11 protein-coding genes and 1 pseudogene are annotated in these 12,347 nt (G+C 42.9%); 4 read left to right on the forward strand and 8 right to left on the reverse strand.

Annotation, left to right across the window (positions count from 1 at the left end):
- Window positions 1-228 precede the first annotated feature (228 nt).
- Together SOI83_RS08265 and SOI83_RS08270 are read left to right on the forward strand one after the other, a co-directional pair.
- Window positions 229-3,333 carry a DUF4214 domain-containing protein gene (locus SOI83_RS08265; RefSeq protein ID WP_320676199.1) on the forward strand — a complete coding sequence of 1,035 codons (3,105 nt, stop codon included), beginning with the start codon at window positions 229-231 and terminating at the stop codon, window positions 3,331-3,333.
- A gap of 173 nt (window positions 3,334-3,506) precedes the next feature.
- Window positions 3,507-4,538 (forward strand): serine hydrolase domain-containing protein, encoded by a 1,032-nt coding sequence (locus tag SOI83_RS08270; protein WP_320676200.1) that lies wholly within the window; start codon window positions 3,507-3,509, stop codon window positions 4,536-4,538.
- Between the two features lie 204 nt (window positions 4,539-4,742).
- On the opposite strand, the gene SOI83_RS08275 is transcribed toward SOI83_RS08270, so the two are convergent.
- Window positions 4,743-5,063: a metalloregulator ArsR/SmtB family transcription factor gene (locus SOI83_RS08275; RefSeq protein ID WP_320677728.1), complete on the reverse strand. Its 321-nt coding sequence runs from the start codon at window positions 5,061-5,063 to the stop codon at window positions 4,743-4,745.
- A gap of 137 nt (window positions 5,064-5,200) precedes the next feature.
- Between SOI83_RS08275 and SOI83_RS08280 the strand changes: the two genes are divergently transcribed.
- Together SOI83_RS08280 and arsJ are read left to right on the forward strand one after the other, a co-directional pair.
- Window positions 5,201-6,229: an ArsJ-associated glyceraldehyde-3-phosphate dehydrogenase gene (locus tag SOI83_RS08280; protein WP_320676201.1), complete on the forward strand. Its 1,029-nt coding sequence runs from the start codon at window positions 5,201-5,203 to the stop codon at window positions 6,227-6,229.
- Window positions 6,230-6,240: 11 nt separating this feature from the next.
- Window positions 6,241-7,512: an organoarsenical effux MFS transporter ArsJ gene (arsJ, locus tag SOI83_RS08285; RefSeq protein ID WP_320676202.1), complete on the forward strand. Its 1,272-nt coding sequence runs from the start codon at window positions 6,241-6,243 to the stop codon at window positions 7,510-7,512.
- 115 nt (window positions 7,513-7,627) lie between these two features.
- Here the strand turns inward: arsJ and SOI83_RS08290 are convergent.
- The 7 genes and pseudogenes from SOI83_RS08290 to SOI83_RS08320 all read right to left on the reverse strand — a co-directional run.
- A pseudogene (locus SOI83_RS08290) lies at window positions 7,628-7,888 on the reverse strand (phosphate ABC transporter substrate-binding protein PstS); the annotation flags it as partial.
- Between the two features lie 23 nt (window positions 7,889-7,911).
- A complete protein-coding gene (locus tag SOI83_RS08295; protein WP_320676203.1) occupies window positions 7,912-9,027 on the reverse strand; it encodes a fatty acid desaturase in 1,116 nt (371 codons plus the stop codon).
- A 452-nt stretch (window positions 9,028-9,479) separates the two neighbouring features.
- On the reverse strand, window positions 9,480-9,851 hold the full coding sequence (locus SOI83_RS08300) for a hypothetical protein (protein ID WP_320676204.1): 372 nt from the start codon (window positions 9,849-9,851) through the stop codon (window positions 9,480-9,482).
- A gap of 9 nt (window positions 9,852-9,860) precedes the next feature.
- The gene (locus SOI83_RS08305; protein WP_320676205.1) at window positions 9,861-10,202 is read right to left on the reverse strand and encodes an MGMT family protein; all 342 of its coding nucleotides are present in this window, start codon (window positions 10,200-10,202) and stop codon (window positions 9,861-9,863) included.
- Between the two features lie 51 nt (window positions 10,203-10,253).
- A complete protein-coding gene (arfB, locus tag SOI83_RS08310; RefSeq protein ID WP_320676206.1) occupies window positions 10,254-10,682 on the reverse strand; it encodes an alternative ribosome rescue aminoacyl-tRNA hydrolase ArfB in 429 nt (142 codons plus the stop codon).
- 144 nt (window positions 10,683-10,826) lie between these two features.
- Complete coding sequence (locus tag SOI83_RS08315; protein WP_320676207.1) at window positions 10,827-11,378, reverse strand: hypothetical protein; 552 nt, start codon at window positions 11,376-11,378, stop codon at window positions 10,827-10,829.
- Between the two features lie 198 nt (window positions 11,379-11,576).
- On the reverse strand, window positions 11,577-12,275 hold the full coding sequence (locus tag SOI83_RS08320) for a hypothetical protein (protein WP_320676208.1): 699 nt from the start codon (window positions 12,273-12,275) through the stop codon (window positions 11,577-11,579).
- Window positions 12,276-12,347 lie beyond the last annotated feature (72 nt).

A 12,347-nucleotide genomic window follows, 5' to 3' on the forward strand; every position in this document is an offset into this window, starting at 1 on the left:
TACATGCTGTCATATCGTTAGTCATTGCAAGGGTTTTAGCTGGTTAGAGTAAAGGTTAGAGTAATCTGTGACGCAGAGAGCTTAAGCCTGCCTATATTCTGCCTCAGAAAAGCTTTGAAGGGTATTGGTATTAGTTGCAGCAAGACAACGTTGTGATCAGAATTACGGAATTAAGATTCGAAAAATCAAATGTTTGTCGCCTTTAACACCTTGAAGATTTCATAACTCATGGGAAATCAAATTTCTCCTACAACTAATCCTAAAGGCACAACTTATAAGACAAACGATGGTGATTATAACGATCAGGAATTTATCAATTACGGCAGACTAGAAATCTCTGGCACGCTGACTAACAACGCTGGCGGCACACTGACTAACAAGGCTGGCGGCAGGCAGAATTTCAGTCAGGAAAGTGCGCCGAAAGAGATGTATTACAACCTAGACAACAACGGCACGATGACTAACGAAGGCACGATGACTTTCGAGGGGCCTTCTTTGAATTATTACTATTTAGTCACGCTGAGTAACGAGGGTACGCTGAACAACAGCGGCACGCTGAAGTTCAGGAAAAGCAGCCTCGTGTTCCAAAACGGCACGTTGAATAACAATGCTGGCGGCACGCTCATCAACGAAACAGAATTTGACCAAAACCTCACCCTGAATAACAAAGGTATTTTTACCAACAAACGCAGGGTGGCTAACTACGGCACGCTGAATAACAAGGCGGGCGGCACGCTAGTTAACAAAGATAGTTTCTTTAACGGCACGAAGCTGAACAATGAGAAAGGTGGCACGCTGACTAACGAGAAAGACGGCAAGCTTTCATACAGAATTACGGTGATTAACGCCGGCACGCTGAATAACTACGGCAATCTTGTTTCGACCAACGCAGGTAGGCAAGATTGGAGTGACCCCACCATACTGACCAACGACGGCACACTGAATAACTACGGCACGATTGAAAACGTAGCAGACACCACGTTGACCAATAACGGCACGCTGGATAACGACGCTACGCTGAATAACGCCGGCATGCTGTATAACGGCGCTACGCTGACTAACTACCTGACGCTGAATAACAAAGGCTATCTGCGTAACCAGGCTGGCGGCACGCTGAATAATGACGGCAGTCTGACTAACTACCTGACGCTGGATAACATAGGCAATCTGTATAACAAGTCTGGCGGCACGCTGGATAACGACGACGAGCTTAGTAACTACGGCACACTGACTAATGAAGAAGGCGGCACGCTGTATAACACTGGCAATCTGTACAACAAGTCTGTCGGCACGCTGAATAACTACGGCATTCTTGATTTGACCAACGTAGGTAGGCAAGACACCATACTGACCAACGATGGCACACTGAATAACTACGGCACGCTGAATAACCACGCTACGCTGAACAACACTTGGGGCACGCTCACCAACTCCGGCACACTGACTAACGAGGCTGGGGGCACGCTGAATAACAAACGCACGCTGGATAACGACGCTACGCTGAATAACTACGGCACGCTGAATAACGACGCTACGCTGGATAACTACGACAAGCTCACCAACGCCGGCACGCTGAATAACGACGCTACGCTGAATAACCGCTACCAGCTGTTTAACGAAGGTACGCTGGATAACGACGGCACGCTTAGGAGCGACGTCACACTGACTAATGAAGAAGGCGGTACGCTGGATAACGACGGCACGCTTAGGAACGACGGCACACTGACTAACAAGGCTGGCGGCACGCTGAATAACAAAGGCAATCTGTATAACAAGGCTGGCGGCACGCTGAATAACTACGGCATTCTTGATTCGACCAACGTAGGTAGGCAAGACACCATACTGACCAACGATGGCACACTGAATAACTACGGCACGCTGAATAACGACGCTACGCTGGATAACACTTGGGGCACGCTGACCAAACTGACCAACGATGGCACACTGAATAACTACGGCGCGCTGAATAACGACGGCATATTGATTAACCAAGGCACGCTGAAAAACGAAGGCACGTTGCTCAACTACGGAACGATTACCGGTTCAGGAGAAATCATTGGTGATATCACGAATAACGGAACGATTTCACCAGGCAACTCAGCCGGTGGTCATTTATTTACAGGCAACTTTTATCACCTTGATGACAGCATTAAAAAAATTGAATTAGCTGGCTTGCATGATGGTAATGGTGTGCGTACAGGTGCAGATCACGACTGGCTAGAAATTACTGGTGATCTTGTTTTAGCTGGAGCACTAGAGGTTTCATTGATTGATGGATTCCAACTTTCTACAGGCGATAGTTTTGTGATTGCAAAAGTTGGAGGAGATCTGATTGGTCGATACGACGACCTAAAGGAAGGTGATTCGGTTGGAACGTTCAAAGCAGATGCAGATGACGGCGGTAGCCTTGAGTTATTCATCACTTATGAAGGTGGTGATGGTAATGATGTAGAGCTCTATAGCAAAAGCATTGTTGGGAATGAAGCCTCTGATCATCAAGATTTTGTTGGCAATAGTTTTGACTACAAGTTTTTTAATCAGGGAAATAATCAATATGGAATTCAAAGCGATGCTGGTGGAGAGATCGTTTCTCTTGGCGAGATGACTACTGTTAATTTCGATGATCAAGCATTCAATCTGTCTGAGGATGTTAAAGACACCTTTGATCAAGTCACCGGAATGAATGATGTCTCCGGTCAGATGTTCCGTTTGTACAACACAGTTTTTGATCGCCTAGCAGATGTCAATGGCTTAAAGGGATCGATTGAAGTCAATAGAGAGGCCGTTAAAACCTATAGAGAAATAGCGACAGAATTTCTTCAATCAGAAGAGTTCAAGAGTCTCTATGGAGAGACTATGAGTGATCAGACGTTTATTACCACGCTGTATAGCAACGCGTTGGATCGTGATGCTGATGCAGAAGGTTTAGCGCACTATGAAAGGGCGCTTAGTTCTGGAGAAAAGACGAGAGAACAGGTCGTGTTCGATATTTCTGAATCGCCCGAGCATAAAGAGATTTTCACTGCAATAACTGGGTTAACTAGCTCTCAGGCACTGTTCTCTTCTAATGCTTTGCTGAAGGATTCAGGTTTTAGTTATGGAGCTGGTAGCAATGATCTCAACTTTGGCGAGACAAAACAAAGAGAAGATGTGACTTATTTTTATCCGCAAGATAATTGGCAAGTCAGTGGTCAAGGATCTGATTTAGCTGCAGATCAAATCACAAAGATGAGCTTAGAGACGTCGCAAGTAATGCTTGGCAGTCAACAAGGTTCTAGCCTTTTCCAGCAAGAACAGTATTCCGACCTTCTAGATTTATCTGGTTTAGCTTGATGATCAATCGAAATAAATGGGCCGTAAATAAATTCACTCTCAGAGTTTTGATGGCAGCTAGTTCATTTCTCCTTCTATTCGTTATTGCTCAATTAATTACAGCGACGTCATCCTTTAAACCAAAACTATTCAGCCGTAGTCTCCAATCTTCAATTGAGTCACTTCGACAACAAATGGATATTCCCGGGGCTTCAATTTCGGTGATTGATGACGGCAGGATTGTTTGGGCGAGGGGCTTCGGAATAGCAGACAAAACTACTCAACGAAAGGTAACCGCTTCCACATTATTTACTGCCAATTCGATTACCAAAACACTAACTTCTTTGGCTGTAGTGAAACTGCTTGCCGAAAAAGGGATTGCCTTGGATGAACCGGTGAACCGTTACCTCACAAACTGGAAGATTCCAGACAACAGCTTCACAAAACGGGTACCAGTGACATTCAGGATGCTCCTTAATCACACTGCAGCTCTTACCTCGCCTTATCCCACTGGTTGTTGTGGCCCCAGAGAAACATTGCCAACGATGCAGCAGTTTTTAGAGGGAAAACCACCTGCAACTAATTTGCCAGTTCAGGTAACAAACGTGCCAGGCGAAAGTTATGCCTACTGCAATGGCTGTTACTCGGTGCTACAGCCAGCTCTTGAGGCCATTGGAGATAACAGCTTCAAATTATTAATGAAGGAGTTAGTGCTAGCGCCTTCCAATATGGGTGTTAGCACTTTTGATGACACGTTCTTCCTAGAAGACACTTCCACTATCGCAATTCCATACGATTCTGATGGCACTGTTCATCAACACGCGCCTATGCGCAATCCCATCCTCTCTACAGGTCTGCTCTGGACAACAGCAATTGATCTAGCCCGTTTTAATTTGGCCTTTGCTAGTGCACTGAGAGGAGAAAATGATCTGATTAATCAAAAACAGGCTGAAGCCTTGATAATTCCAAGTTCAACACCAACGCGCAGCCTGGGATTTTTTATTGGTGATAAGGATGCACAAGAAAATGCAAAGGGTGAGTACCTTTTTCATAGTGGATCCAATATTGGCTATCTCTCACTTTCTATCATTAGCAAAGACGGTAAGAAGGGCGCTGTGTTCCTGATCAACAAAGGACCAAATCCTTTCACAACAACCGATGTGCCTGAATACGCCTTTATTACAGATAGTCTGAAGCTGATCAACAAATATTATCGATGGGATTGACGAGGAATTGCCTGGTGTGAATTTTGTGTGAATGGATTTTTCAGATTTCTTGTAATCGCTTTCAGTGACTCAAATGCCGCTTTTCATTAGCCAGTGGTTTATCTCAGTCATAGCAAGGGATTTGGGCGAATTGCAGTGTGTGAACCTTGTGTGAACTTTTGGAAAACGAGCAGTTCTTAAGCCTGCCTTCATTGTGCCTCAGCATTACGCATTGTTTTCACAGCTAGCTGATGATTGCTGACAGTCTTGTGTGAGTTGTTTTAGCCAAAGTTGTAATTCATTTAATGCGCCTATATCGAGTTTGTAGTAAACCCAGCGCCCACTTTGCCTATCAGTGATAAGGCCAGATTCTTTAAGGACCTTAAGGTGAAAGGAAATCTTGGATTGAGCAAGACCTATCTCTTGAATGAGATCGCAGACACATTTTTCTCCGCTAGACAAGGATTCAATGATTTGCAATCTCAGAGGATCTGCCAAAGCTTTAAGCAGGTCTCTCGCCTGTGATTGGGCTACGACTGAACCCATTAACGAAGCAGCCAAAGAAATATCGATTTCATTTTATAAGAATTTGAGAATTCGCTTTCATCAAGTGGATTTGATGTATCAAAATAAGTTGATGAGTTGCTTCTTGGGACTCTTCGGTTTTTCTGCAATTGTCTTGCATGCGAATTGGAATCAATGGATTTGGGCGCATAGGTCGTCTTGTTTTTCGTGCTTTATGGGGCCGACCAAATATTGAGTTAGTTCAGATTAATGATCCTGCTGGTGATGCAAAAGTTGCTGCGCATTTGCTTGAGTTTGATTCTGTTCATGGGCGTTGGACTCATTCGATTCGATTTGACTTGTCTCAAATACTGATTGATGAACATGTTTTGAGCTACGCCCAGGAAAGTGATTTCACCCTTTGCCCATGGAGAGATGCAGGGGTAGATATTGTCTTGGATTGCTCGGGTAAGAACAAAACTCCAGAAGCCCTTAGCCCGTATTTCGACAAACTCGGGCTAAGTAAGGTCATCGTTGCTTGTCCAGTAACAGGACAAGTTGCAGGAGAAGAAGCACTCAACATCGTCTATGGAATTAACCACAATCTGTATGACCCAAACATTCATCGTGTTGTCACAGCTGCTTCTTGCACAACTAACTGCTTGGCGCCAATCGTAAAAGTCGTCAATGAAAACTTTGGAATCATGCATGGAGCCATTACCACTCTTCATGACATCACCAATACACAGGTTCCAATTGACTCTTTTAAAAGCGACTTAAGGCGAGCCCGCAGCAGTATTCAAAGCCTCATCCCCACTACAACTGGTTCGGCTAAAGCTATAGGAATGATTTTCCCCGAGCTTCAAGGCAAATTAAACGGACATGCTGTTCGTGTTCCACTCCTTAATGCTTCTCTCACGGATGCTGTCTTTGAATTAAATCGCAAAATCTCCGTAGAAGAAGCGAACCAAGCTTTTAAAAGTGCCTCCGAAGGAGATTTGAAAGGCATTCTTGGCTATGAAGAAAGGCCCTTAGTCTCCATTGACTACGTTAATGATTCACGCAGTTCAATTATTGATGCTTTGTCCACAATGGTTATAGATGGGAATCAATTAAAAGTTTTTGCCTGGTATGACAATGAATGGGGTTACAGCTGTCGTATGGCAGACCTAACTTCTTATGTCGTGAATCTAGATAGCAAAGGTTAAAAGATAACCAAATGAAATTGTCGTCTCTGCAGCAATACGGGATCGTCACAGCCAACTATTGGGCGTTCACTCTTACTGATGGCGCTCTGCGTATGTTGGTGGTCTTTCATTTCCATCAGCTTGGATATACAGCTTTAGAAATTGCTTTTCTTTTTCTCTTTTATGAGTTCTTTGGCATCATTACCAATTTGTATGGCGGCTGGATTGGTGCTCGCTATGGCTTACGACTAACCCTATGGGCAGGAACTCTTCTGCAGATAGGTGCTCTACTGATGTTGGTTCCTGTTGCTGCTAGTTGGCCAAAGTTGTTAAGCGTTAGTTATGTCATGGTTGCGCAAGCAATCAGTGGCATCGCCAAAGACCTCAACAAAATGAGTGCAAAGAGTGCAATCAAAACAGTTGTTTCTGAAACGCCGGAAGAAGAACAGAAAGGTAAAAAGCAATTATTTAAATGGGTTGCGGTTCTAACAGGTTCCAAAAATGCTCTCAAGGGTGTGGGATTTTTTCTGGGTGGAGTTTTGCTGATTGGTTTTGGTTTCAATAAGGCCGTTGAGCTAATGGCATTTGGCCTGGCTCTGTCTTTTGTTTTGACTCTGGTCTTGCCTGGTGATATGGGGCGTATGAAGAAGAAGCCGATGTTTAAAGATCTATTTTCAAAATCCAAAGGGATCAACGCACTTTCTATGGCACGTTTTTTTCTCTTTGGAGCTAGAGATGTGTGGTTTGTCGTTGCATTACCTGTTTTTCTAGAGACATCTCTTAACTGGAACTTTTCAGAGATTGGAGCTTTTCTAGGACTATGGGTGATTGGTTACGGCTTTGTGCAGGCGTTAGCGCCTACTTTAAGGAATGTCTGGGGCAAAAAATCTAGCCCAGGAGTTTCCACAGTTAAGTTTTGGAGTGCTGTTCTTACTGCAATTCCTGGACTCATCGCTATTGCGTTGTGGAGGCAGAGTGATCCAGGCATTGCTATTACCGCTGGCTTAATTGCTTTTGGAGTGGTTTTTGCAATGAACTCATCTATCCATTCCTACATGGTGTTGGCTTATACCGATGCAGATAGCGTGAGCCTGAATGTTGGTTTCTATTACATGGCGAATGCAGCCGGCAGGCTTCTAGGAACATTACTTTCAGGAGCTTTATTTATGCTTGGAGAGAATGCAACTATAGGGATGCAACTTTGTTTATGGTGCTCCAGTGTACTCGTGCTCTTCTCATGGTTAAGTAGCTTACGTTTACCATCATTAATTAACCCTGTATCCCTTAAAGGAAGTTCGCTATAAGTCCATAATTAAATGATTCCAAATCTTTATATAGCCAATAAAAAGAGGGGTTAAAAAATACCCCTCTTAGAAATTTTGGAGTTGATCAAAGCTCCTATTAAATTGACCCTAAAGCTCAGTTTCCAATCCTATTTACGGCAGCGCGTGCCTTATTAAGGATGTCACCCTTCAGAGGAACAAAGCCAAGTGAAGGGGCTTTGTTTTGAGCCTTATCGCTTAATAGGTAGTTTAAAGCTTCTTTAATGGCTTCCGTCTTAGAGCCATTACCTGTCTCATAGGTTAAGACCCAGGTCAACGTAGCAATTGGATAAGCACCTTTTGCAGTTGGATTGGGATTTTGACCAGCCAAGTTTTGGTCTAGTCGAATGCCGTTGACTGTGCCAAACATAAAGTAGGAAGTTATTCCTGTTTTATGTAAGAGTTCTGCCATATATATCGACCATTGTGTCTCTCTGGCTCAACAGCAATGCAATTACAAGCAATATTCCAGAGCGCCTTATGGATTGGGACTGGATTGAAAAGATAGGTCTTAGGGAAAGATTTTTTAATTGCAATAGTTGCCTCTCTGGCATGGTAATGAGGAATTGTTGGAAAAATGTGGTGAACTACGTGAGTTGATCCAATTTGATGATGTAGAAAATTAAGAATTTTCCCATAAGGCCGATCAATTGAAAGGAAGGCACCTCTTATAAAAGAGAAGCCTGAGTCAGAAAGGTGGGGAACATCTGTATCCGTATGGTGAAGCCAGGTGTATATCACTAGCCAGCAGTTGACTACTAATAATGGACCTATATACATTGCTATTAAAGGTGCTATTCCATACTTAAGTCCTGATATGAAAAGTCCCGCTAATACCACAACTACCCCAAGATCTGAGATCCAAACCTTCTTTACCCAATTGGAAGACCAAAGTGTTTTAGAGAAGGGTTCTCTTGGCCAAAAGTGGTTCGAAGTCCCGTATTTAGGTCCCCCTGTGCTGCCAGCCAACAAATATGCAGGCCAACCAAAAATAAGGTGCAATATAAGTTGCATTAGCCCGTATCTATTTTTGCCTAGAGCAGTTGCGAGAGCTAATTCTTTTTCTCCTCCGATTTTTTCGTTAATTCCATTGCCACCTACCACTATTGGCACGTGAGTCTCGCCATCACTTATGTGATTAGTAAAACGATGATGAATGGAATGTGACCTTTGCCAAGAAAAATATGGAACGAGCAAGAACGAGTGCAATAGATAACCAACAACTGTTTGCAGTGTTTTGTTATCTGAGAAGGCTCCATGCCCACATTCGTGAGCGATCACCCAGAAGCCCATGGCTGTAGTCCCTGAAATAAAGGCATAAAGAATCCAAACCGGAATCATCGCTTGAGTGAAAGGAATTGCTAGTCCTATCGCGACAATTAATGCCTGGATAGCGACTGATTGAAAAAGGTAGGCCAAGGAAGTTGATGTCTTACGTGCGAAACAATGCTTAGGAATGACTTCCGCAATAGCTTTTATGCTTGGAATATCACTCATCTGTATGGCAAGAGCCTTTCCGTTGAGACCAGAAAACCGAAAATTCCGAATTATTTTTTGGTTTGTGATAGAACGTTGTGTTTTATTCAAGCTGATCAAAAGCTTTGTTAAACAAAAGGGTCTTCTCCCAAAGGAGGTAGAACACCCTTCTTTTAAAAATAAAATTATTCGTGGATGATGCACTTTGCCTACTATTTGTTTTGAGAGCAGGATCCAGAGAGCCGAAATGGCCTGCTATTTTTTGCTTGTATGGCTTTTAGCGATTCTTTGAGATTGATTGCTATCAAAGCTGTTAGCCATGGCTGGTGGCGAATGAACTGAAGCGGCTTACTGTGAAACCATTACTTCAATGCATCTTCTTTAGTCCATAGAGACAAAGGGCTTAAAGGGTCAAAGTGCTACTAGTTAGCTGAGAGGGAAAAGATTATGACTAGATCTCGAGTCTGCTTGATTTAATCAGCAAACATTCCATCTACTGATAGCTCTCTCCTTGTCTCTGGTGATGGATATTGCCTGTAATAGAAGGCCATTCCACCGCTCAGAGTTATTGCAATCAGTAGCCAACCAATCAACGATTTCTTTTTACTAGGAGTCTTTGGTTTCATTGTCCTTGGCCTGGCTTGCATTTCGGGGAAACAGCTAGTTACTTGTATTAGACCCCAGATCTCATTCCGGTCATATGAAGACAAGGTTTTCCCTGGGACTCCACTCCCCTCTTCTAATCCTTCGACTTTCATCTTTGCTCTTATTAATGCTTTCCTCTGAGCACTAGACATCGCCTTGAAGCGTTCTTTCCTTTTTTCATTGCTCTCTTGAATTGCCATATCGCCTTTCTATTCCGAATTTTTCAATAAATCTGGTTTCCACAAATACTTGCGTAGTTGAATTGTTAATTCATGATCTATAAAAATACCTTCGCTTTTCAATAAACCTAGTTGGACCCAGTCAGTTTCCTCTCGACCAATACTCATTGACATTTCCCCTTTGGCATTTATGACTCGATGCCAAGGGACTTTTGAAGGCAAGCGCAATCTCTTTGAGGACCATCTAATTTGCCGTGCACACCCATATGGACCAATTAATTCAGCTATTTGACCATAGGTAGCAACTTGACCAAATGGTATGTGTGAAACAGCTTCATATGCCCGCAAATCAAAAGACTCTTTCACGTTCATCTGATTAGTTCTCCCGATCGACACCATCGTCATCTGCGTCGGATTGATCATTCAGTCATCTGATGAAGGTTTGCTTTGTCGCTTTTGCTTCAGGGCACCTCGATGCTTCTTGGTGTTAATTCGACGTTTTTGTGATGCACGAGTTGGCTTAGTTCCTTTTCTGGCTTTTGGAGATGGCTTTAAACCCTCTTGCAAAAGGTCTGCCAAACGACTCAATGCTAATTGCCGGTTCTGATATTGCGAGCGTTCTTCTGATACCACGATGTTTAGGCAGCCATTTATACATCGCTTCTTAAGCCGTTCAAGCAATCTCTGTTTGTGAAAAGGGCCAATTACAGAGGAACGATTTATATCGAACATAAGCTCAACTCTGCTCTCAGTTTTATTGACGCTTTGCCCTCCAGGGCCTGAAGATCTAGAAAAGTGCCATTTCAGTTCACTAGATGGAATAACAAAATTAGAATTGATAGTTAAATCCATTGTGCTCAAAACACTTAACTCTTCGGCTTAAACCTTTTTAGGTAGACATGGTGATGAAGGAATTTAGGCTTTCGATTCACGAGTATTACTGCTACGAAGCAATAGAGAGATTCATAAGAGCAGTGAGGTCAATTTTGGCACCCCTTAGGTCAGACTTTTTGTAATCACTGCGTTTAGGAAAGCCTTGTTTAACTCTTCTAAAGGATCATTGGACCATTGCACTAAAGCAGTCCTCATTGCACACGAGCCATGTCTATATGCTTTTGTCATTTCTAAACCTGTTAATTTATGATTGCCTAATAGGATTTGGAATACTAGTTCAGGAGAGCTATAAGGGAGTTTCTCCAGATAATAAGCTAACTCATTCAAGCCATCTTCTATAGAAATCCCCTTCTTGCTAAGGTGCAGATCAAATAATTTCTTCGCAACTTGACCATACTTTTCTGCTCCGTGATCAGTGAAAATCTTTCCTATGCTTTCCTCTTGATTTGATGCATCGGTATCTATTTTAAGATGTCTTTCTATTCTTAGTAGCCTTTCTTCAAGTGGATTGTTCTCATCCAAAGTTTGGATAGAGGATAGCTTTTCAGTTACAAATGCTGTTAATGTTTTCCCTTCCTTAATTGCTTGAGACTTAAGCCTTATAAGCAACTCTGGATTAATATTGATATTTAACTGAGTCCTTTCAGGGTTCATCTCTCTCCTTTTTGTTGTATCAATATTAGCTTTTCAGCGCAACTCTGTTAACCCTCAACTGACTAGGTACCTAGATCGACTAGCTCAGGTTTGCGTTTTCGCCTTCCTCTGTGCCTTCATTTTGAGAACTTAGAATTATATAAGTGATTATTCCTGTCTAGGGTCCACTGATTAAGTGGTTTTCACGAAAGGTAGATCTTATTTAGTAGAGGGTGTATTTGCGATCTGAGCATTTAAGCCCTTTGGGCTTGCCTTTTCTCCAATGAATATATTGAGATCCTCTGGTGGTAGCCAGCTTCTATTGGCCCCATTTTTAAAAGCAAAGCGTAGAAATTCTGCTGCGTATTGGATTCGGAGTCGTCGACTTGCTGACCCAGGTTCTCCCCCATGACGTTCAATAAGAGCTTCTAAAACCTTGTAGCCACTGGATAAAGAAGGTTCGCTGGCGAGAATAAGCAATGTGCGGTTAATAGGAGTTCGGTAGTTTCGGTTCCAAACGCGTGTTCCTTTCTTGCTATTACTTATTTTACGTGACTTGAATTTTCTAGCTAGTTGTTCCCAGTCATTGGTCTCATTTAAACCAAACCCCTTTTTTTGCTTCACTTGCTCATATGCTTCAGCCAAACCCTTCTCTCGCGATTTCATTATGAGCGAAATCTCTGTGGAGGTTTTCAATATCCAAGCAGCACTTGTGCTGATCCAGGGAATAAAATCTGGGTCGCTCTTTGCCTTTGGCCCAAGAACAATGCTGGTTCGATTCCCATCCTTAAAACGAACTGTTAGCTGAACCTTTTGAACCAGACCTTTCCCTATGCCGCGAACCATCCATCCCTCGCCACATTCTTGTCGAATTTCTTCTCGGAGGGAGGTAATCCATTTCGAGGTCTTATTGGGCATTGTTCTTTATCAATAAAGAAAGTGGTAGTTGTATGTCTTTGACCAGTTATCCAACTTGTCTGCATAGTTGCT

The organism is Prochlorococcus sp. MIT 1300, assembly GCF_034092375.1.
Lineage (GTDB): Bacteria > Cyanobacteriota > Cyanobacteriia > PCC-6307 > Cyanobiaceae > MIT-1300.

Coding starts and splice junctions, on each gene's coding strand:
- SOI83_RS08265 (WP_320676199.1), top strand. CDS start 229: ATGGGAAATCAAATTTCTCCTACAACTAATCCTAAAGGCACAACTTAT.
- SOI83_RS08270 (WP_320676200.1), top strand. CDS start 3,507: ATGGATATTCCCGGGGCTTCAATTTCGGTGATTGATGACGGCAGGATT.
- SOI83_RS08275 (WP_320677728.1), bottom strand. CDS start 5,063: ATGGGTTCAGTCGTAGCCCAATCACAGGCGAGAGACCTGCTTAAAGCT.
- SOI83_RS08280 (WP_320676201.1), top strand. CDS start 5,201: ATGCGAATTGGAATCAATGGATTTGGGCGCATAGGTCGTCTTGTTTTT.
- arsJ (WP_320676202.1), top strand. CDS start 6,241: ATGAAATTGTCGTCTCTGCAGCAATACGGGATCGTCACAGCCAACTAT.
- SOI83_RS08295 (WP_320676203.1), bottom strand. CDS start 9,027: ATGAGTGATATTCCAAGCATAAAAGCTATTGCGGAAGTCATTCCTAAG.
- SOI83_RS08300 (WP_320676204.1), bottom strand. CDS start 9,851: ATGGCAATTCAAGAGAGCAATGAAAAAAGGAAAGAACGCTTCAAGGCG.
- SOI83_RS08305 (WP_320676205.1), bottom strand. CDS start 10,202: ATGAACGTGAAAGAGTCTTTTGATTTGCGGGCATATGAAGCTGTTTCA.
- arfB (WP_320676206.1), bottom strand. CDS start 10,682: ATGGATTTAACTATCAATTCTAATTTTGTTATTCCATCTAGTGAACTG.
- SOI83_RS08315 (WP_320676207.1), bottom strand. CDS start 11,378: ATGAACCCTGAAAGGACTCAGTTAAATATCAATATTAATCCAGAGTTG.
- SOI83_RS08320 (WP_320676208.1), bottom strand. CDS start 12,275: ATGCCCAATAAGACCTCGAAATGGATTACCTCCCTCCGAGAAGAAATT.